Here is a 21,915-nt window from a genome sequence, read left to right as displayed (position 1 = left end):
CTCATTTTATAAAATTAAGCGGCGTTTTGCCGCTTAATTCCACCCATGCTTTACTCTATCATAAAGTTCCTTTTTCTTTGCATCATTAAATCTGTCAATAGTGGATAAATATCCTGTTATTCTCCTTATCCTTCTTATATCTTCACTACCACATTCTGGACATTCATTATGGATAATTCCCCTATGTCCGCATACTCTGCACTCATCTATCGGGAAGTTTATTCCTGCATATCCAACATCGCATTTTGCCATCCATTTTAGTATCTTTTCAAAGGCCTCAATATTGTTTTCGACTGTAGATGGGAGTTCAACATAGCTTATATGTCCACCATTGCAAAGTTTATGGAATCTTCCCTCTATTTCAATTTTGTCAAAAATGCTAATTTCTTGTGTTACTGGAACATGGTATGAATTAGTATAATAATCCTTATCAGTAACACCTTCAATTAAACCAAACATTTTTCTATCGTATGGAACAAATCTTCCTGCTGTTCCTTCTGCCGGCGTTGCATAGCAAACAAAATTTAGTCCTGTTTCTTCTGATGTTTTATCTGTATACTTTCTTATATATTCAATTATCCTATAACCTAATTCTAATGCTTCCTTATCCTCGCCATGATGCTTTCCAATAAGTGCCTTTAAAGTTTCTGCAAGTCCTATAAATCCTATTCCTAAAGTTCCATTTTTTATAGCTTCCCTTATAGTATCTTCTTCCTTTAAATTTTCTGAACCCATATAAAGCTTTTGTCCCATAAGGAAAGGAAGGTCCTTTACCCTAAGATTTGCAAGCACTTCAAATCTATGAAGAAGCTGCCTTTTACATAGATCTAAAATTTCATCTAAGTTCTTAAAGAAACCATCGATATTTCCAAATCCAACCTTAAGAGCAAGCCTTGGAAGGTTTATTGTAACCGGTGCTATATTCCCTCTCCCTGCTGATATTTCAAGGCCGTTTCTGTTTTGAATTGTTCTTGTTCTACATCCCATATATGAAATCTCATCGCCGTATTTTGCATTGAAGCTTGAATCCATAAAGCTAAAGGTTGGATTCATTCTATGGGCTGCAACCTTCATTGCAAGTTTAAATAAATCGTAATTTGGATCGCCTTCTTCAAAGTTTATTCCTTTTTTAATTCTAAACACAAGGTTAGGGAATATCGGACTTTCTCCCCTTCCAAGCCCCTTATCAAAGGCTTCAAGCATTGCTCTTATTACCATTCTTCCTTCTTCTGAAGTATCTGTTCCAAGGTTTATGCTGCTAAAGGGGACTTGTGCTCCTGCCCTTGAATGCATGCTGTTTAAATTATAAACAAGGGCCTCCATAGCCTGGAATATTTCTTCATAGGATGGCTTTTCTTTAAAGGTTCTTATAACCGCAGCCATAGCTTTATCGAAATGGGGGAAACTTTGACCGCCATACATATCGTTTTGATTGCTTTGAAGAATTATTGCTGCTTGTGCTGTTGCAGAGGATATCCTCTTTGGCGGACGAATATATCCATATCCTGTATTAAAGCCATTTAATAAAAGCTTTGTAAGATCTATTTGAAGACAATTTAAAGTTTTGCCGTAAAAGTCCAAATCATGGATATGAATATCGGCATTAATATGCGCCTTTGCCATTTCTTCCGGAATCACATTATGTAAATAATACTGTTTACTTGCAGCTGATGCAATTTGCAGCATCTTAGCTGAAGGAGAGTTCCCTATGTTTGCGTTTTCTCTGCTTGTTTCCTTTAATATTTCCTTTACAACATCCATAAGCTCACTTTTTGCTTCTCTATATCTTGTTCTTTTGGCCCTATATAAAATATACGCCTTTGCAGTTTTTGCATGACCGTTTTCTATCAAAACCTTTTCAACACAATCCTGAATAAATTCCACTGTTGGAATTTCCTCATTTGGAAGGTTGTTCATAATGTAGGATATTACCTTCTCAGTTAATTCTTCGGCCTTTGAATAATCCGTTCCCCCTACGTTTTGAGCTGCCAAATAAATAGCTCTTGTAATTTTTTCCTTTGTGAAGTTTACTACTCTCCCATCCCTCTTTTTTACTTGAGTAAGCATCAAAATCTCCCCTTTTCAAAAATTACCACAATATTTTGTGCACTTTAAAAATTTTACCCACTATATATAGTTTTGTCAAATTAAGTTTATTTTATTTTTTAATCTAAAAACATATTAAATTCACTTTTTCTAAAAATATCTTTTCTTATTTAAAATAATCGTCATTTGACATCATGAAAATCGTAGTGAAATTTACTAAAATTATTATTGCAAATTCATTGAAATTTTGCCCTAAATTTATTATTATATAAGTATGTTATGAAATTTTTGTATCATTATCTTGCATAAAAGAATAGAATATAATATATATGCTTAGGAGTGATTTTATGAAAATCCCAAAAACCATGATGACTCAGCATCCTGATAACGCAGCAGAGTATATTTCTATTCAACAAGAACCAGAAGAAGCCTTGTTTTCTCTTCTCCCTCAAGATTTAGGGGGACTTGGCATTGATGAGGTTATGATAGATTTTGAAGGAAAATTAACACCTTATCATCAACCCCTTCAAGTGGCAAACGAGCTTTTTCATAATGGTCTAATCCCTGGCAAAGATGTCTTTATAACTCCAAGACTATCAAGTGCAGATAAAGAAACAGTATTTAGACAAATCATGTGCATAATGGCTGCAGTTGAAACAAATTTTTCTATGTTTGAAAAAACACAATATCAAGCAATAAAGGAAGTAATCGTCCCCATGTGCGAATCTTCTAAGGATCTTATTGATACCCTTTCTCGAATTCAATCAGTAATTGAACTTGGAAACAAAAACTTTAGTATCAAATTTGATGAAGACTCAATAAATATTATTCCTCTATTCGAAGATGTGGTCTCCCTTGTAAATATCGACAATTTATTAGAAGAATTTATAGATGGTTTAAAAAATAAACCAAAGTATATAAGGTTCATGATCGGAAGATCTGATTCCGCCTTATCCTATGGAATGGTATCAAGCGTCTTGGCAGTCATTTTATCTATTTCTAAAGCAAAGAAATTAGAAAAAATACACCCCACTAAAATTTACCCTATAATGGGTTGTGGTAGTCTACCTTTTAGAGGGCAACTTACCTTTGAAAATATAGAAAACTTTCTTAAGACATACTCAGGAATAAAAACCGTAACAATTCAATCGGCATTAAGATATGATCATGGATTTGAAAAAACAAGAAGCCTTGTAAAATATATAGAACAAAACATAGACAAATATAAAGCAAAGGAATTTTCAAATGAAGAAATTTCTATAATAAAAGATTTTATCTCCATTTTTACAAAATATTATCTTAAATCCTTTTTAAAAATCGCAGAAACAGCAGCAAATATATCCATCTTTATTCCCAAAAATCGCGACAGATTGGCAGCTTCTAAAAAGGGATTATCCTATCATAGGGAATTTGTTGACCTTAATAAATTTGCAACAATAATCGAAAACGAAAAAACAAAAGAAGAAATTTTAGAAATCGATACCACCTTAAATGTAAACATCCCAAGGGCAATTTCCTTTACCGCTGCAATGTATACCATAGGGATGCCACCCGAATTCTTAGGAACAGGCCGTGCCCTTAGAGAAATTAAAAATAAATATGGTGATTTTGGAATAGAAAAGCTCATTGAAATTTATCCACAGATAAAAAACGATATGGAATTTGCTTTAAAATATGCAAATCCAAACATTACAAAGCGTTTTATTGCAGAAGAAGTAAGAAAGGAATACGAAATAGATATAGCCCTTACAAGAGAAATACTAAATCTTGATTTTGACGTGGAAGCAAATATAGAAAACAGCTTTTACCATACCCTTTTAAAAACCGCAAGGCCAATACTTTTACATCTTTTAGGCAAGGAGTCTCAAATACTTGATAATAATTGTCAAGAATACAATATTTTAAAAGAATTAATTATAAAATTAGGAAGTATTAGAGGTGGATTAGGTTAATCCACCTCTATCTATAAAAGCATTATATTGTTTTCCAAAGATTTCGTATATAGCTCCTCATCCCATACGGAAACTTGAACTTCTCCTATATGGGCCTTTCTTAAAAAGAACATGCATATCCTAGATTGTCCTATGCCTCCACCAACAGTATAGGGTAATTCTCCCCTAAGGAGCATCCTATGGAAGGAAAGATTAGTCCTTTCCATGCACCCTGCCTTTTTAAGTTGATATATCAATGATCTTTCATCAACCCTAATCCCCATAGATGAAACCTCAAAGGCACAGTTTAAAACCGGATACCAAAATATTATATCTCCATTTAACTTCCAATCATCATAGTCTGGCGATCTACCGTCATGTTTTATTCCTGATTTTAGTGTATCTCCTATTTGCATAATAAAAACTGCCCCTTCTTTCTTTGCAATTTCCCTTTCCCTCTCCTTTGGTGTTAAATTAGGATATAAGTCCTCAAGTTCTTGACTTGTAACAAAAAAAATGTCATCAGGCAATATAGGCGTTATTGTTTTATATTTTTTACAAATATAATCTTCCGTCCTCTTAAACACATCATAAATATCCCTTACAATCCTCTTTAATGTTTCGACGTTTCTATCCTTTTTATCTATTACAAGTTCCCAATCCCATTGATCAACGTATATTGAATGAAGGTTATCTAAAGTTTCATCTCGTCTTATTGCATTCATATCGGTGTATAAACCTTCACCTACAGAAAAACCATATCTTTTTAAGGCAAGCCTTTTCCATTTAGCTAGGGATTGAACAACTTCTAGAGTATCATCTTCAATGTCATAGGCATCAAATCCAACCGGTCTTTCTGTTCCATTAAGGTAATCGTTTAAACCACTTTTCCTTTTTACAAACAATGGTGCCGAAACCCTTGTAAGATTTAGCTTTCGTGCAAGTTCCCTTTCAAAGTAATCTTTAATATTTTTTATGGCTATTTCTGTTTCCTTTAAACCTAATAAAGGAACATAATCCTTTGGAAATATTAACCTTTTCATTTTATCCCCTCCTTTGTAATAAAAAAACCTTTCATCCCTAATGGGACGAAAGGTTACTTCCGCGGTGCCACCCAAATTAGCAAAGCCCTCTTTAACGATACGGAGATAAACTCGATATCGCCTACCTTTTAACAGCGTAGCCCCGTCTAAGCCTACTTTTGCAATTCGCAATTTCGGTTAGAGGCTCCAAGATGTTCTTCGGAATAAGTCTAGCGCTAACCTCCCACCATCGTTAGCTCGCTGAAGCATCAACTTGTTCCTACTCTTCTTATCATCGCCTTTGCAATATTTTATTTTTATTTTTTCTTTTTTAAAAATAATTATACTTTATAATTCAAATTTGTCAATATATTAGTAATTAAAAACAACGTTTTATTTGCAATAAAATAAATTTCATCCTGCAATTTCTTGCTAAGTCCAATTTTAAAATCTATATCTTCTACTTCTATGCCGATTATATAAATTTCTTTAGCCACTCTCGATATAATATCCCATGGAAAATAAGCGTGGCTTAAAAATTCATTTTGCTCTGGGAGTTCGGGCTTAAATATTTTTACTTCCCCTACCTTTCCTGAGGATATCATAGCATCTACAAAAATAACTACATCATCTTCTTCTATAATGCTAAATAAAGAATTTATATCTGTTTCTATTGCAAAAACCTTAATATTATTCTCTTCAAGCTCTTTTTTAATTATTTTCAATACCTCAACCGAAACCCCATCATCCCCCATTAAAATATTACCTATTCCAATTACCTTTACCCCATTCCTTCATCTCCTTACGGTTACATGGGTTGCACAGGATATGCAAGGATCAAAGCTTCTTACGATTCTACCAACCTCAACTATATCATTTACATCATTAATTTTAGTCCCCATCAATGCCTTTTCTGCTGTCCCAAAAAAATTTTCATCCCTTGGTGAAAAGTTCCATGCAGATGGAGTTATTATGTCATAACGATTTATAATATCCCTTTCTAAACTTACAAAGTGAAGTAATGCACCCCTTGTTGTATCTGTAAGTCCTATCCCTTCAGCTTTATCTTTAAATTGATATTTTATCTTTTCTTCAACTGGCTCTATCCTTTCTATCAAAACTTGCATTATTTTTAATATAACTGATGCCTCAAGACACCTTGCTGTTATCCTATCCATGGTTGAGTTTTGTAATTTATATCTTCCGCTTAGAATCATCCTTGCTAAAGGGCCCACCTCCATAGCCCATTTATCATATCTTGGGGACTTAACAAAGGAATAGGCTCCTTCCTTGTTTATATCCTCTACTACTTGCCCACCTTCTGGCTTATACCATGAGTAAGCTATATTTTCTCTTATTTTGTCTTTATCAAACTCCTGCCTTATCCCATTTATAATGACCGAAGGCTTTACATAGGAAAAGTCTTCATAGTCAAATAGTCCAAAACTTAAAAAATTATTATATGTGTCTCCCTTTTCAAAATAATCGTTGTAATAATTAGAAATAATATCTACATCCTCAAGCATGTAATTATCTACAAAATCCTTTATTTTATTTATCATAGATTTTAACTCTTCTATTCTAAATCTATCCAAAGAGCCAGTTACAACGCCGGGCAAAATACCGTGGTTGTGGGGCGATTTACCCCCTAAAAGGGCAACTCCAACATGGGCTAGTTTACTATACTCTATGCTCTTTATATAATCCCCTTGAATTTTATTGTTTAAATTATCTGGAATTCTATAATCCTTATGACATGTTTCTGACACAGGATTAATAGAATCAAATTTGACATAATCCGGAACTGTAAATAGGTAAAAATGTCTTATGTGGTTTTGAATTATATCAAAGGCGTGAATTAAGTCGCGAATATATCTTACATTTAACGAAGGCGTTATTTCTAGTGCATCCTCAAGAGCCAATGTTGATGCGACAGAATGAGCTGATGAACAAATACCACATATCCTTTCGGTTAAATAAACAGCATCTAAAGCATGCCTTCCCTTTAAAATTTTTTCAAAGCCCCTAAACAGATTCCCAACCGCCTTTGCGTCAATAATTTTGTCGCCCTCAACTTCAACCTCTATCCCTAAAAATCCACTCATCCTTGTTATAGGATCTATTACAACTATCCTTCCCATATTATCCTCCTAAGTCCTGATAAAAGGCTCCATACCGTCTGGAAAATAAGCATTAGCACATCCTATACAAGGAGTATTGTCACCTATCGGCCAGTTAACACCGCTATTCCACCTTCTAGTTGGGCAATCTGTTCTTGTCACAGGGCCTCTACAGCCTAATCTAAACATACAATAGGGCTCCCCTACATTTTGTGCAAATATTCTATTGTTAAAATAGGTTCTCCTTGGGCAAAAATCATGGATGGTAAATCCGTAAAATAATAAAGGCCTTCCCTCATCATCAAGTTCTATGCCATCATTTGTTATAAGATATGCCAAAGTGCCTATAATCCAATCCGGATGGCAAGGACACCCTGGAAGATTAATTACGTCTCTTCCTAAAATCTCCTTTGCGCTTTTTGATTCTGAAGGGTTAGGATTTGCCTTTGATACCCCTCCAAAGGAGGCACATGTTCCAACGGCAATAACATGCTTTGCCTTATTACCTGAAATTTTTACAGCTTCAAGGGCAGTAATTTTTTTACCCTTATAACTTGCAATTACATTGAAAAGCCCGTTTTCCCTTGTAGAGATGGCCCCTTCAACAACAAGAATAAATTCTTCTTTAATTGTTTCTAAAAAGATTTCATAGGCTTTTTCACCATCGCAGGTCATAAGGCTGTTGCTAAATTTTAAGTTGATCATGTTGTTAAGAAGATATATTACATCAGGGTAATTGGCATTTAAAAGTGAAATGGTGTTCCCAGAGCACCCAGTCCCTTCAATCCATACTACATTTGGCTTATTAACCCTTCCCTTTTTAATTTGCGTAATAGCTTCTTCTGCTAAAATGTTTGATAATGAGTTTTTGTTGTTTATAATTTCTTCTACGCAACCGCTAATCTTCAACCTATATCCCCCTAAAGATTGCTTCCCTTTAGCTTTCCTACTACTTCAAGTTTTGAAAGTTTATTCTCATTTTCATGACATTTATTATATTCCTCAGTAACGTCCTTGCCAGCCAAAACTCCAAAATGACTTCCTCCGCCCCACGAGGCAATTAAAGTTACATCATAAACAGTTCCATTTACTGCAACATAGGCGGGTTTCCCATTCCTTCCATCAAAATTTGCAAGTTCCTCTAAAGTAAATTCTTTTAACTCCCTCTTACCTTCATTTTGTCTTAAAATATTTAATGTCTCCTCTAATTTTAAATAGGCTTGGTCTATGCTGTCTATTATCATATTTTTGTAATGTTCCTTCCCAAGGGGGCATAAGGTCAAAAACTCCATCGAATAAAGTTCTTTTATTCTTTCTAAAATTCTTTCTAGATCCTCCTTTAATTTACAAATATCCTCCACAGAATCACTCCACATAATTTCTTTAGTAAAATTATATTAATTTACATCCCCTAAATATACGATATCCTCAAAACTTCCATCTTCTTTAATCACTTCAGACAATTTTTTAGGATATATTCTAACCCCCTTTAAGTTCTTTAGATCTATCCATTCTATTCCTATTTGATATGCATCCTTTTCATTTGCCTTTTCATAGTTTATTTCACCCTTTAAAAAGCATATAAACATATATTCTATTTGGTGGACATCGCTATCCCACTCTTTAAATTCATGATTTTTCCCTATGTAATCCCTTACAAATTTTAAATCTCCAACCTCAACTTCAGCACCTATTTCCTCTTTGCATTCCCTTTTCAATGCCTCTATTATATTCTCACCTTTATTTTGCCCACCACCAGGAAGAAGATAAAATATCCCAAACTGATCCTTATTTTTTGTGCATAAAAGCTTGCCATCTTTAATTATTATTGCCTTAGCAGAATTTCTAATAGACATAGTCCACCTCCAAAACCATATTATTCTTGAGAAATACTATAATTAATTATATAATAACTTAATAGTTATAACATAATGTTAGGAGGATGCAAGTTGAAAAAGGGAGAAATTTACGAAGTTGAAATAAAGGATGTTAACTTTCCTAATAAGGGAATAACAGTTATAGATGGTAAAACCGTATATATCAAAAATGCTATATTAGGTCAAAAAGTCAAAATAAAAATAGTAAAAAACAAAAAAGATTACGCTGAAGGAATAATCATAGAAACTATAGAAAGGTCAAAGAATGAAATAGACCCTCCCTGCAGCGTTTTTGGTTTATGTGGCGGGTGCTCCTATCAATCCCTTCCCTATGAAGATCAAATTGCTTTAAAGTCAGAACAAGTAAAAAAATTACTTGATGAAGCAGGAATTAAATACGAATTTTTAGGAATTGAAAAAAGTCCATTAGAGTTTGGATATAGAAATAAAATGGAGTTTACGTTTGGAGATGATGAGGGAAACCTAGCTTTAGGGCTGCACAAAAAAGGAAAGTTCTATGAAGTTATTACAACAGATGATTGCAAAATCGTCCACGATGACTTTAATAAAGTATTAGATGCTACCCTTTCCTATTTTTCTAAACTTAATGTCCCCTACTACAGCAAAAAAACTCATGAGGGATTTTTAAGGCATCTTGTTTTAAGAAGGGCCTTTAATACTAACCAACTGCTTATAAACATCGTTACTACCTCACAGTTAATTTTTGATTTTAAAGAATATGTTAATATGATTCTTTCATTAAACTTAGAAGGGAAAATAATGGGAATACTTCATACGATAAATGATTCTATTTCAGATGTCGTTCAAAGTGACAAAACAGAAATACTATACGGCGTTGATTTTATAACCGAAGAAATATTAGGGCTTAAGTTTAAAATAACAGCCTTTTCCTTCTTTCAAACTAACTCTAAAGGCGCAGAAAGGTTATATTCGGTTGTAAGGGATTTCGCAGGTGATACAAAGGATAAAGTTATTTTCGACCTTTATTCAGGAACAGGAACGATAGCTCAAATTATGGCACCTGTTGCTAAAAAGGTTATTGGAATAGAAATAGTTAAAGAAGCTGTTGATGCTGCAAAGGAAAATGCAAAGTTAAACAACTTAGATAACTGTGAATTTATCGCCGGGGATGTCCTTACAAAGGTGGATGAATTAAACATAAAGCCGGATATCATAATCCTTGACCCACCAAGGGATGGAATTCATCCTAAAGCTATAAATAAAATAATCAATTTTAAAGCACCAAAACTCGTTTATGTATCCTGCAAACCCACATCCCTTGCAAGGGATTTAAAGGTATTCGTAGAAAACGGATATAAGGTAAAAAAAGTAAAATGCGTTGACATGTTCCCACATACACCACACGTTGAGACTGTAGCATTGATAGAAAGGTAATAACAAAGTCAATCTAAAAAAGTGATGATAAGAATAAAATATTTAAAGAGGGGGATTATATTTGAGATTTAATAAAAATACATTAATTTATTTATTGATAATCACCTTTTTGTTGGCATTAGATCTTAGAACAACACTAAAAATATCATATTTTTATCAAAGCAGCTTGAATGCAATATTGACGGAATATAATAAGGGATTGCAGGAATTTAAAAAATCCAATAACCCAGACGATATTCGTTCGTCTATTAGAATAGCAGAACAGATTAATATATCCGAGCCGGAATCTTTAAATGGTTTAACATTAACTAATATATTATTTAAAAAACAAAATCAAAAGTGCATCGATTATATTAAAATTTTATTGGATTTTTCTAGGGAAATTTATATTAATCCATCAAATAAAAATACAATAATAGAAGTATATGAAAACAATGAAAAAATAATTAATTTAACTTCAGAAGTTAAATCAAAGGGAATAATAAAAACATTAAATTTGCAAAAAGAAATTAATCTTTTAATCAACAAATCCTTTGTTGACATAGCTGATTATATAAGAGGCCAAAAATAAATCCATAGACTAATGCTTAGTCTATGGATTTTAATATTTCCTTTTTTACTTTAAGAACCGATGGTGCACTCATGCTAAGCTCGTCTATTCCATAATCTATTAAAAGGGGGATCATACTAATGTCAGAGGCCATTTCTCCACACATCCCAACCCATTTACCCTCTTTATGGGCATTATCTATAACCATTTTAATCAATCTTAAAACTGCAGGGTGGGACGGTTCATAAATATTAGAAACTTTCTCATTCATCCTATCCACAGCTAAAGTGTATTGAATCAAATCATTTGTGCCAATAGAGAAAAAATCAACTTCTTTAGCAAGCAAATCCGATATAATAGCAGCTGAAGGAACTTCTATCATAATACCTATCTCAATTTTATCAGAAAACTTTTGTCCTGCCTTTTTCAATTCAGCTTTAACATCCTCTAGAATCTCCTTCGCCCTTTTTATTTCATCCACCTTAGAAATCATAGGGAACATTATTTTTAAATTTCCATAGATTGAAGCCCTTAAAAGCGCTTTAAGCTGCGTTTTAAATAAATCCAGTCTCTCAAAACAAAGCCTAATTGCCCTTAAACCTAAAAATGGATTTAACTCCGTTCCAACATCTATATAAGGTATCTTTTTATCTCCACCAACATCTAAAGTTCTTATGATTACAGGTCTAAAATCCATCTTTTCTAAAACATATTTGTAAACCTCAAACTGTTCTTCCTCTGTTGGTGCTGTTTCCCTATTCATGAATAAAAATTCCGTCCTAAATAGTCCAATCCCATCAGCACCATATTTTAAAGCAACATCAACTTCCTCTTTAGAAGAAATATTTGCTGCAACTTCAATTCTTTTGCCGTCCTTTGTCAATACCTTTCTATCTTTATATATTAATAGTTCCCTTTTCTCTTCCATTTCCCTTTGAATTTTATTTTGATATTCATCAATTAGACTTTCATCAGGATTTATATATATAATTCCCTTTACCCCATCTAAAATGATTAAATCCCCAGTTTTTAATATTTCCGTTGCACCCTTTATCCCTGATACTGCAGGAATTTCAAGGGCCCTTGCAATAATTGCCGAATGAGATGTTTTTCCCCCAAGTTCAGTTATAAATCCAAGGACATATTCTCTATTGAGCTGAGCTGTATCTGAAGGCGTTAAATCCTTTGCAACTATAATACATTTATCCTTTATATCGCCAATTGAACTTTTTTCTTCTCCTTTAAGAGCTCCTATTATTCTGCCTCCAATATCCCTTATATCCGCTGCCCTCTCCCTCATATATTCGTCTTCCATGCTCAAAAAAATACCTTCAAACATTTCAACCGTTTCCTTAACTGCATATTCAGCATTAATATTTTGTTTTATTTTTTCTATGACAGAAGCCTTAAACTCTTCATCCTCTAAAATCATAAGATGAGCCTCAAATATTAAAGCCTTTTCTTCTCCAAAGTTTTTAACTGCAGTTTCTTTAATTGATTCTATTTCTTCCTTTGCTTTTAAAATTGCCCCTTGAAATCTTTTTATTTCCTTTTCAGTATCCTTCACTTCATATCTATTAATTGCATTTTCTTCTTCCCTTATTACATACGCTTTTCCTATTGCTATTCCTGATGATGCTGCAATGCCCTTTAGCATAAAAACATCTCCTTCATTCAACAAATGTTTCTATTAAGTTTATTATAGCATCCATTGCTTCCTTTTCATCTTCTCCATTTGCTTTTATTATTATTTCATCTCCATTTGATACCCCTAATGATAATACGCTCAATATACTTTTTGCATTTACATCTTTTCCGTTTTTATTAATCATAATTTCACTTTTAAACTTATTGGCCTCCTTCACAAGAAGGCTTGCAGGTCTTGCATGAAGCCCTGTAGGATTTTTTATTATTACTTTTCTTTCTATCATAGTATTCCCTCCAATTCTACTACATTATAAAAGGCAGGAGGCCCTGCCTTTTATTAAATTTATCTTTTAGGTTTAAGTGCAGATATCATAAATCCAGTAACTAAGGTTCCTATAATTATTGCTATTGTATAGAGGAATAATCCTCCCACAGCATTTGGAATTGGCAATACGAATATTCCACCATGTGGAACTGCAAGGGTGCACTTAAATGCCATTGAAAGGGCTGCAGTAACTGCAGAACCAACCATTATGGATGGTATTATTCTAAATGGATCTGCTGCTGCAAATGGTATAGCACCTTCTGTTATAAAGGATATTCCAAGGAAAAATGCTGCTTTTCCAGCTTCCCTTTCTTCTTCAGTAAATTTATCCTTTGCAATAAGGGTTGCAAGGGCAACTCCAAGGGGTGGAGTCATACCAGCCGCCATAACTGCAGCCATTATCATAGATGGTTGCCCTGCCGCAAGGGTTGAAACTGCAAAGGTGTATGCTGCTTTGTTTACAGGACCTCCCATGTCAAAGGCCATCATAAGTCCTAAAATTATACCTAAAGTTATAGCACTGCCTCCACTCATATTCTTAAGCCAATTTGCCATAGCGTTATTAATCGCAGCTACCGGCCCACCTATTATATAAATCATACCAAGGCCAACAATAAGTGTAGAAAGAAGAGGTAATATTAAAACCGGCATAAGCCCTTCCATAGTCTTTGGAAGTTTAATAACCTTCTTTAGCCATGCTACAACATATCCTGCAGCAAAACCTGCTATAATACCACCTAAGAAACCTGCTCCAAGTTTTCCAGCAAGAACACCGCCAACCATACCTGGAACAAGACCTGGTCTGTCAGCTATTGAAAAGGCTATAAAACCTGCAAGGATTGGAACCATCAATGAGAAAGCACCGCCACCGCCGATATCCATGAGGGCTGCAGCTAAAGTTCCCTTTTGTTCAAAGGCCTTAATACCAAACATAAAGGATAAAGCGATAAGTATACCACCTGCAACAACAAATGGAATCATGTAAGAAACACCAGTCATTAGGTGCTTATAGGCTCCAGTTATCTTTTCCTTAGATTCCTTTTTTGCCTCAAAAACCTTGTCTACATATTCCTTCTTTTCCATAGCCATAGCTTTTTCAATTAATCCCTTTGGGTCCTTTATTGCATCCTTTACACTAACTTTTATAATCGGAAGTCCTCTAAACCTTTCCTCATCAACCTTTGTATCGACAGCTAAAATAACTGCATGGGCTCCTTTAATATCCTCATTTGTTATTTCGTTTTCTGCACCTACAGAACCCCTTGTTTCAACCTTAATGTCCACTCCAAGCTCCTTTGCTGCAATTTGCAATGCCTCCGCCGCCATGTAGGTATGAGCTATACCTGTGGGGCAGGACGTAACTGCTAAAATTTTCATAGAAAAATCCCCCTTTAACATATTTAAATTTAATTGAAGGCATTAATAACATCCTCAAAATCCTTTGCATTAAAAAGCTTTTGTCGAACATCCTCATGCATTAGTTTCCTTGATATAAAGCTAAGTATATGAAGATGGGTATCAGCTGCATCTTCTGGAACAGAGATTAAAAAGAATATATGTGCAGGCTTTCCATCCATGGAATCAAAATCAATTCCATTTTTTGATACTCCAAAGGTTATGCATGGCTCTACAACCGAAGAATCCTTACCATGTGGTATTGCAATTCCCATTCCTATTCCTGTTGAAAATTCCTCTTCTCTTTTTAGGACGGCCCTTTTAAAGGATTCTTTGTCCTTCAATTTACCATCCTTGTAGAGCATCTCAATTAACTCATCGATTGCTTCTTCCTTTGTCCTTGCTTTTAAATCAAAGGACACCCTTTCCTTTGAAAACATCATCTTTATGTCCAATTTACATCCACCTTTCAATTTTAATTTTTTTCATTAGCTTATTAATGTTTTCTAAATTCGGCGATTTTGTTCCTTCCTCAATAATTGAAGCTGTGGCTGAGGATACCGCCAATCTAAAAACTTCCTCATCCTCCATATTTTTAGATTCACCAAAGGCGATGGCTGCTACCATTGCATCCCCTGCGCCTACAGTGCTTTTAACCTCCACCCTTTCAGGATAAGCATAAAATATCTTATCCCTCGTTACATAAAATGCCCCATTACCTCCCATCGAGATAACCGCCTTTTCTGTCCCTTGGCTTATCAATTCCTTCCCTACTGAAGCTATGGAATTTAGATCATCTTTAAAATCCATTATCATCCTAAGTTCATTAATATTAGGTTTAACTATGTCTGGCTTTGCTAAAAGTCCATTTTTTAGAGCCTCTCCATCTGCATCTAATATCGTTATAGCACCTATATTCTTTAAAAGTTTAATCAACTCAAAATAGATATTGTTATCAGCTCCCTCAGGAAGGCTTCCTGATAATACAAATATATCCCCTTGCCGTGCATAATACTTTATTTTTTCAAATAATTTATCAATATCCTCTATAGTAATCCCAAACCCTTTTTGATTTATATCAGTAAAAATGTCAAATTTATTCTCTACTAATTTTATATTTGTCCTTGTTTCACCTTCTACATAAATAAAATCATGTTTAATTCCGAGCCTATCAAGCTGTTTTATAAAATTCCCCCTATTTTCTTGTCCTAAAAATCCAAGGGCAATACTTTCTCCACCAAGGGATTTAATAACTTTAGAAACATTAATACCCTTTCCCCCTATATCGATTAAGCTTTTAATGCTCCTATTAACATCCCCCTTTACAAGTTCATCCAAATATACAGTCATATCAAAGGCAGGATTTAAAGTAACTGTGTAAATCAATTTATCTACCACCTTTATTCTGTTATAACTTCTACACCAAGTTTTTTGTATTTTACCTTTTCTTCATCCTCCATATTATTTGTAATGATATAATTTACCCTCGATACCGGGCATATCAATGAGAATGTTACTTCATTAAATTTTGAACTATCTACACAAAGGTAAACTTCCTTTGCGTTCTCCATCATGGCCCTTTTTACATTTGCCTCCATTAAATTTGGCGTTGTAACTCCATATTTGATTGAGACTCCATTTGCTCCAATAAAGGCCTTATCAACCCTAAATTGCCTTAACGTGTCTTCAGCAATAAATCCTACCATAGCCTTTGTTTTTGGCCTTATAATCCCACCTGTTATAATAACCTCAATGTCTTCCCTGCTTGAAAGGTCATTGGCAAGATTTACTGAGTTTGTAATTATAGTTACATTTTTAGCGGTAATATATCTTGCAATATATTGGGTTGTAGTTCCGGCGTCAAGGATAATTGTATCGCCGTCATTAATAAGCCTTGCTGCAATCTTTCCTATATAGTCCTTTTCACAAAGATACTTGTCCTGTTTTTCAATAAAGGAAGGTTCAAAATTAGTATGAAAACTGTTTACAGCACCACCATGGGTTCTTACTATTGCCCCCATAGTTTCAAGTTCATTTAAGTCCCTTCTTATGGTAGATTCAGATACATTGAACATTTTAGCAAGTTCAGAAACCTTTACACTTTGTCCACTTTTAATCAGCTCGATTATCTTATTTTTCCTCTCTTCTGCAAACATATAATCACCTAATCTCATTTTTGATTATTTATATTATAATTTATGCTCACTTTTGCTCATTTATGACTAATTTAATTATAAATCGTCAGAAAATTATTGTCAAGAAAAAAGCATCCGTAAATTTGGATGCTTTAAAAATTTCTTAAAACTGTGATAAATCCATCTAAAATTTGGTGGCTTATTTTAAAACCCTTTTTCAAGTAAAAATTCAATGTCTTATCGTTTCCGTTGGATACAAATATAAATATATCTTTTATAATATCGAAGGACTTAAACCACTCCATTGATCTATTAAAAAATGCACTAATTGTAAAAATTACACTATAGACACATTACTTCTTATAGGATAAAATAAATTTATGGAAATAATTGTTAATACAAAAATATTAGTCATTAATAATCCCCTATAAACGAGGTGTTATAAAGTGAATCAAAATATTCAAACAAAAAATACGTTTACTTGGAAAGATTTTTACGTTGAATTTGCCAATAGGTTGCTTACTTATAAAAACAACCGATCGCAACTTCTTACAATAATCAAAGATACCTATGATGATGTAGGATTACGCTACCCTTTTTTAGAAAAGGATGGAAAACCAATTGATGACATTTGTCCATTTACAGTATTTGGATGTTTCAACAAAGGAATAACCATTGAAAATCGAATAGCCATTATGAAAAAATTAGGCGATAAACTTGGTGTTAAGGCCAAAACGCCAACTGAATTTAATGGTATTCCAATATTGAACAATTTGAAGGCTTGGTTTTTCGGCTTTAAAGCAGACCGTAGCGAAGATGATATTGATAATCTTTGGAATCTTTTTGAAGCAGCAATAAAATATGCAGATAATCCATCTAATGACAACGAGTCATTATTTATAACTTATTTTGACAAAGTAAGGAAGCAGCAAGGGGTAAAATGGAATATAACTGTGGGACTTTACTGGATACGTCCACTATTTTATCTAAATCTTGATGAACGTAATAGAAAATACTTAACTCAAATCAATACTCCATATTATTCAAAAATAACCAGTATTTCTGATTTAAAACAATTTCCTGATGCAAAAACTTATTTGGAACTCATTTCAACTTGTAGAACAATATTTGAAGATATTAACTGCCCTCATAAAAGTTTTCCAGAATTGTCATATGCAGCATGGGAAAGCACAATTATACAGAGTCAAAATGATGGTTGGATTTTTCAAGTTAATCCTAATTATTATGACGTTATAGGTGCTGTTAAGGATCTTGAAATTATAATATGGAGCATTAAGCAATATCAAAATCAAATAAAAAAAGGTGATCGTGCATATATATGGGTTTCAGGTCAAAATGGTGGAATTATAGCTTCAGGTATTATTCTATGTGAACCAGAAATTAGACAAGATGAAGATTCAGATCCTTATATAATTTCAGATAATATTAATTCAGGGGAATATCCTGTTGTAGATATTAAACTTACACATAAATTAGTTGATAATATTTTAAAAAAAGAGGATTTATTAGCAGATGAACGTTTAAAAAATATAAGCTTTTTAAAATTCCCAAATCAAACAAATTTTAAATTAACTAATGAACAAGCAAATATAATTGATGCCATTATCACTAATAAAATTCAGTATAAAGAAAAATTTATGTTAGGTTCACCTAAAAAGCGATATTGGATTTATGCACCAGGTGAAAATTCTTCCAAGTGGGATGAGTTTTATTATCAAGGTATTATGGGAATAGAATGGGACGAAATGGGCGACCTTAAACAGTATAAAAGCAAAGAAGATATGAAAGCAAAGATGAAAGAACTATATGGCCCTGAATTGTCATATAAAAATTCTGCTCTTGCAACTTGGCAGTTTGCAAATGAAATACAAATTGGCGATATTGTTTTTGCTAAAAAAGGTATGTACAAAGTTATCGGGCGAGGTATTGTTGAAACAGACTATATATATGATCCCAGTCGTAAAAGTTATAAACATATAAGAAAAATTAAATGGACTCATAAAGGCGAATGGGAACATCCTGGACAAGCAGTAATGAAAACACTTACTGATATTACTCCTTATACCGATTATGTTCAAAAATTAGAAGCTATATTCATTGAAGATAACAATTCCGTCATTATCGAAGAACCAGAGATAAAATATGAATCTTATACTAAAAATGACTTCCTAAGTGAAGTATTTATGACTGCTGAGCGTTATGATACTTTAGTCAATCTACTAAAAACGAAGAAAAACATAATTTTACAAGGTGCACCTGGAGTGGGCAAAACCTTTGCAGCTAAAAGGCTAGCATTTTCAATAATGGGTCAAAAAGACACAAGCCGAGTTATGATGGTTCAATTTCACCAAAGCTACAGCTATGAAGATTTTATTATGGGCTTCCGTCCCTCTAAAAACGGATTTGAACTCACATATGGGCCTTTTTACCAATTTTGTAAAGCAGCCCAAGATGATGATGAGAGGGATTATTTCTTTATTATTGATGAAATTAACCGTGGAAATGTAAGTAAAATCTTTGGTGAGTTGATGATGCTTATTGAAAGAGAAAAGCGTGGCGAAAAGATACGTCTGCTTTATTCCAATGAATTATTTTCTGTTCCATCAAACGTTTATATTATTGGAATGATGAATACAGCAGATCGAAGCCTTGCTATAATCGACTATGCCCTTCGAAGAAGATTTGCTTTTTTTGAACTCGAACCCGCTTTTGATTCTGATGGTTTTAGAGCGGTAATGCTCAAAGCTAATAATCCAAAATTTAATGCCCTTGTTGATAAAATTAAAGCTTTGAATGACTTCATCTGTAAGGATGAAACACTTGGAAGTGGTTTCCGTATTGGTCATAGTTATCTTTGCACTAATGATGAAGTAACGGATGAATGGTTGGAGGCTGTTATAAAGTATGAAATTTTACCTCTATTAAATGAATATTGGTTCGATGAACCAGCTAAAGTTGAGCAATGGTCAAAAAGTCTGTGTGGTGTCTTAAATGGTTAGAATTAAAAATATTTATTACATGCTCGCATATGCTTTTCAAATTTTAAATGAAGAAGGATACAATAACATAACATCAGAAGATTTTGACTATGCTTCGGATTTATTTGCTGCAATTCTGTCTAAAGGAATCACTAATCAAATAAAAAGAGGTCTTAACAAAGAATATCTTGAAAGAACTGAGGCTATAAATAGGCCTGTTGGGAAAATAAATATCTCAGCCTCAATTAAGCAAAATTTTATTACTAAAAAACAATTTGTTTGCGACTATGATGAACTCTTAGAAAATTCATATATGAATAAAATTCTTAAAACTACTGCTATGCTTTTACTGCGCTGTCAAGAAGTATCAATAAAAAATAAAAATGCTTTGAAAAAAGTAATGTTATATTTCAATGAGGTTGATGAGATAAAACCTGAGATGATTCAGTGGTCAAGTATAAAATACCACCGAAATAATTCTACATATAAGATGCTTTTAAATATATGTTATCTAATAATTGAAGGTATGCTTATGACTGAGCAGAACGGCACTTTAAAAATATCACGTTTTATAGATAATCAACATATGCATAGACTATTTGAAAAATTCGTTCTTGAATATTACCGCAGGCATTACCCAGAACTCAATGCATCGGCTGCACATATTGACTGGGATGTTAATGGTAGGCACATAGAATATTTACCTGTTATGAAATCAGACATCACTTTACGATACAAAAACAAAATCCTAATCATAGACACTAAATACTACTCGAAAACAATGCAAACAAATAGCCTTTTTGACAGCAAGACATTTCATTCCAATAACTTGTATCAAATTTTTACGTATATAAAAAATATGGAATCATTCTTTGCAGGCAAAGTAAGTGGTCTTATACTATATGCAAAGACTGATGAAGAAATAGTTCCAGACAGTGATTTCATAATATGTGGAAACTATATAAGTATTAAAACGTTGGATTTGAATACTGATTTTTCAAATATAACCAGGCAATTAAACACCATTGCAGAAAGTTTTATAAATTAATAGTTGTTTATCAAACGTTATTTAGTAATGGATTTTAAATTATCAGAGCCTCTTTCGTTTAATTTTATTGATCTATTAAACCGTAAGAGGCTCTTTATCATAGATAAAAATTAATTCCTTTAATATTTTAATCTCCATTTAATACAGACTGTTGAAAAAGTTGTTTTTGATAAGCCCCGTGAAGGATTTCCCTGGTATTCGCTCATTTCGCTAAGCAATTCTAAGCTTTTCTTTGTTTTCAAAAGTCGAAAAGCAAGAATTGCTAAAGCTTATGAGAGATGCCTTTTTGAAATCCATTCACGTAGCTCTTGCAAAATCTGAATACCAAAGAAGGTCTGTTTACAATCAGCATTTAATAATGATTTTAATTATCATCGAACAATCTTTTTACTTCAATGGGATCATTGGTAGGATTATTACATACAAAATTTTTGCAAACATAGACTGTTGTCTTGTCATTTAGCAAGGTTTGATTTATTGTATATTCTGCAATATTGTGTAATCTTTTAGTCTCATCTTTATCAGTTGGTTTTAAAATCATAACTTTGTTTGGCAAGAATTCTTCGTTAATAAATTTAACCATATTCTTAGTTTCACTTGACGTTTTATCTCCTACTATTACTATTTCTAAACTATCCCCAACAGCAAATTCAACTGCACAAAGTAAAAATGAATAACCCATAGGCATATCTTTAACATTTTTTGAAAAGGCTCTATAAAGTTTATGAGCACTATCCTCATATTCAGTTTTTCCTGTAATCCTTGCAAGCCTTAATAGATTTAACATCATAACAGAATTTCCAGATGGTATTGCGCCATCATAAATTTCTTTATTTCTAATTAGAAGCTCTTCGTTATCATAAGGTGCAAAATAAAATCCCCCACTCTTATCATCAATAAAATACTTAAATACATCTTCATTCAGTTTTAATGCAGCCTCCAAATATTTTATTTCAAAGGAAGCCTCATATAATTCTAATAATCCCCAAATAACAAATGCATAATCATCAAGATTGCCATATACCTTCCACTCACCATCTCTATACATATGATAAAGTCTTCCATTTTTCTCAAGTGCATTTAAAATAAAATCAGCTGCATCCCTTGCTGCATCTTTATATTTTTTATCTTCAATTGCCATATATGCTTTAGATAGAGCTGCTATCAGTGAACTACCCCCACTTATAGAAGTGGTGGCTTCGTGGTCAAGGTAACTTCTGTTACCAGATTACCCACGCTCAAAGGGCTGTTCCTTCCCCATATATACCAATCACATGGCTAATTTTAGCAAATTCTTGCTTGCATTTATATCTCTATCATGAACTGCACCACACTTTGGACATTTCCATTCTCTCAATGCTAAATTCTTTACATCAGGATTTTTATATCCACATTCACTACATG

21 protein-coding genes and 1 other annotated feature are annotated in these 21,915 nt (G+C 33.2%); of the genes, 5 read left to right on the top strand and 16 right to left on the bottom strand.

Annotated features, from left to right (window positions below):
- Positions 1-33 precede the first annotated feature (33 nt).
- Positions 34-2,067, bottom strand: coding sequence for an anaerobic ribonucleoside-triphosphate reductase (gene nrdD, locus Q3V94_RS10525; RefSeq protein WP_303527509.1), 2,034 nt, complete (start codon positions 2,065-2,067; stop codon positions 34-36).
- 326 nt (positions 2,068-2,393) lie between these two features.
- Here nrdD and ppcA point away from each other — a divergent pair, with 326 nt between their 5' ends.
- Positions 2,394-3,998, top strand: a complete 1,605-nt coding sequence (gene ppcA, locus Q3V94_RS10520; RefSeq protein ID WP_303527507.1) for a phosphoenolpyruvate carboxylase — start codon at positions 2,394-2,396, stop codon at positions 3,996-3,998.
- 11 nt (positions 3,999-4,009) lie between these two features.
- Here the strand turns inward: ppcA and asnA are convergent, their stop codons facing one another.
- The 6 genes from asnA to Q3V94_RS10490 all read right to left on the bottom strand — a co-directional run bounded on the left by asnA (position 4,010) and on the right by Q3V94_RS10490 (position 8,975).
- The gene (gene asnA, locus Q3V94_RS10515; RefSeq protein ID WP_303527506.1) at positions 4,010-5,020 is read right to left on the bottom strand and encodes an aspartate--ammonia ligase; all 1,011 of its coding nucleotides are present in this window, start codon (positions 5,018-5,020) and stop codon (positions 4,010-4,012) included.
- 38 nt (positions 5,021-5,058) lie between these two features.
- Positions 5,059-5,304: a binding site (T-box leader), on the bottom strand.
- A gap of 36 nt (positions 5,305-5,340) precedes the next feature.
- Positions 5,341-5,769, bottom strand: coding sequence for a hydrogenase maturation protease (locus Q3V94_RS10510; RefSeq protein WP_303527615.1), 429 nt, complete (start codon positions 5,767-5,769; stop codon positions 5,341-5,343).
- Positions 5,770-5,793: 24 nt separating this feature from the next.
- Positions 5,794-7,140 (bottom strand): nickel-dependent hydrogenase large subunit, encoded by a 1,347-nt coding sequence (locus Q3V94_RS10505; protein WP_303527505.1) that lies wholly within the window; start codon positions 7,138-7,140, stop codon positions 5,794-5,796.
- A gap of 9 nt (positions 7,141-7,149) precedes the next feature.
- Positions 7,150-8,028: a hydrogenase small subunit gene (locus tag Q3V94_RS10500; RefSeq protein ID WP_303527502.1), complete on the bottom strand. Its 879-nt coding sequence runs from the start codon at positions 8,026-8,028 to the stop codon at positions 7,150-7,152.
- Between the two features lie 11 nt (positions 8,029-8,039).
- A complete protein-coding gene (locus tag Q3V94_RS10495) occupies positions 8,040-8,480 on the bottom strand; it encodes a cytochrome b5 domain-containing protein (protein ID WP_008909587.1) in 441 nt (146 codons plus the stop codon).
- A gap of 36 nt (positions 8,481-8,516) precedes the next feature.
- Positions 8,517-8,975, bottom strand: coding sequence for an NUDIX domain-containing protein (locus Q3V94_RS10490; protein WP_008909586.1), 459 nt, complete (start codon positions 8,973-8,975; stop codon positions 8,517-8,519).
- 93 nt (positions 8,976-9,068) lie between these two features.
- On the opposite strand from Q3V94_RS10490, the gene rlmD reads away from it, so the two are divergent.
- Both rlmD and Q3V94_RS10480 read left to right on the top strand, forming a co-directional pair.
- Complete coding sequence (rlmD, locus tag Q3V94_RS10485; protein ID WP_303527501.1) at positions 9,069-10,412, top strand: 23S rRNA (uracil(1939)-C(5))-methyltransferase RlmD; 1,344 nt, start codon at positions 9,069-9,071, stop codon at positions 10,410-10,412.
- Positions 10,413-10,473: 61 nt separating this feature from the next.
- The gene (locus Q3V94_RS10480) at positions 10,474-10,983 is read left to right on the top strand and encodes a hypothetical protein (protein ID WP_303527499.1); all 510 of its coding nucleotides are present in this window, start codon (positions 10,474-10,476) and stop codon (positions 10,981-10,983) included.
- Between the two features lie 16 nt (positions 10,984-10,999).
- Here Q3V94_RS10480 and ptsP read toward each other — a convergent pair whose 3' ends face one another.
- From ptsP to Q3V94_RS10445, 7 genes are all read right to left on the bottom strand, one after another.
- Positions 11,000-12,619 carry a phosphoenolpyruvate--protein phosphotransferase gene (gene ptsP, locus Q3V94_RS10475; protein WP_303527498.1) on the bottom strand — a complete coding sequence of 540 codons (1,620 nt, stop codon included), beginning with the start codon at positions 12,617-12,619 and terminating at the stop codon, positions 11,000-11,002.
- A 13-nt stretch (positions 12,620-12,632) separates the two neighbouring features.
- Positions 12,633-12,893, bottom strand: coding sequence for an HPr family phosphocarrier protein (locus Q3V94_RS10470; protein ID WP_274767057.1), 261 nt, complete (start codon positions 12,891-12,893; stop codon positions 12,633-12,635).
- Positions 12,894-12,952: 59 nt separating this feature from the next.
- Positions 12,953-14,311, bottom strand: a complete 1,359-nt coding sequence (locus Q3V94_RS10465) for a PTS fructose transporter subunit IIC (protein ID WP_303527496.1) — start codon at positions 14,309-14,311, stop codon at positions 12,953-12,955.
- A 29-nt stretch (positions 14,312-14,340) separates the two neighbouring features.
- Entirely contained in the window at positions 14,341-14,784 is a 444-nt protein-coding gene (locus Q3V94_RS10460; protein WP_008907859.1) for a PTS sugar transporter subunit IIA, read from the bottom strand.
- A 1-nt stretch (position 14,785) separates the two neighbouring features.
- The gene (pfkB, locus tag Q3V94_RS10455) at positions 14,786-15,715 is read right to left on the bottom strand and encodes a 1-phosphofructokinase (RefSeq protein ID WP_303527495.1); all 930 of its coding nucleotides are present in this window, start codon (positions 15,713-15,715) and stop codon (positions 14,786-14,788) included.
- A gap of 14 nt (positions 15,716-15,729) precedes the next feature.
- Complete coding sequence (locus Q3V94_RS10450) at positions 15,730-16,485, bottom strand: DeoR/GlpR family DNA-binding transcription regulator (protein ID WP_303527494.1); 756 nt, start codon at positions 16,483-16,485, stop codon at positions 15,730-15,732.
- A gap of 131 nt (positions 16,486-16,616) precedes the next feature.
- Positions 16,617-16,769 (bottom strand): hypothetical protein, encoded by a 153-nt coding sequence (locus tag Q3V94_RS10445; RefSeq protein WP_303527493.1) that lies wholly within the window; start codon positions 16,767-16,769, stop codon positions 16,617-16,619.
- 141 nt (positions 16,770-16,910) lie between these two features.
- On the opposite strand from Q3V94_RS10445, the gene Q3V94_RS10440 reads away from it, so the two are divergent.
- Together Q3V94_RS10440 and mcrC are read left to right on the top strand one after the other, a co-directional pair.
- The gene (locus tag Q3V94_RS10440) at positions 16,911-19,484 is read left to right on the top strand and encodes an AAA family ATPase (RefSeq protein ID WP_303527491.1); all 2,574 of its coding nucleotides are present in this window, start codon (positions 16,911-16,913) and stop codon (positions 19,482-19,484) included.
- A 19-nt stretch (positions 19,485-19,503) separates the two neighbouring features.
- Positions 19,504-20,511 carry a 5-methylcytosine-specific restriction endonuclease system specificity protein McrC gene (mcrC, locus tag Q3V94_RS10435; RefSeq protein WP_303527489.1) on the top strand — a complete coding sequence of 336 codons (1,008 nt, stop codon included), beginning with the start codon at positions 19,504-19,506 and terminating at the stop codon, positions 20,509-20,511.
- A gap of 364 nt (positions 20,512-20,875) precedes the next feature.
- Here the strand turns inward: mcrC and Q3V94_RS10430 are convergent, their stop codons facing one another.
- Together Q3V94_RS10430 and Q3V94_RS10425 are read right to left on the bottom strand one after the other, a co-directional pair.
- A complete protein-coding gene (locus Q3V94_RS10430; RefSeq protein WP_303527487.1) occupies positions 20,876-21,652 on the bottom strand; it encodes a hypothetical protein in 777 nt (258 codons plus the stop codon).
- 129 nt (positions 21,653-21,781) lie between these two features.
- Positions 21,782-21,915, bottom strand: a 134-nt coding sequence (locus Q3V94_RS10425) for a zinc ribbon domain-containing protein (RefSeq protein WP_303527613.1), incomplete at its 5' end; no start/stop codon positions are given.

This window comes from Caloramator sp. CAR-1 (assembly GCF_030546345.1).
Taxonomy (GTDB): Bacteria; Bacillota; Clostridia; order Clostridiales; family Caloramatoraceae; genus Caloramator; species Caloramator australicus.
This window is presented reverse-complemented; position numbering and strand designations above follow the sequence as displayed.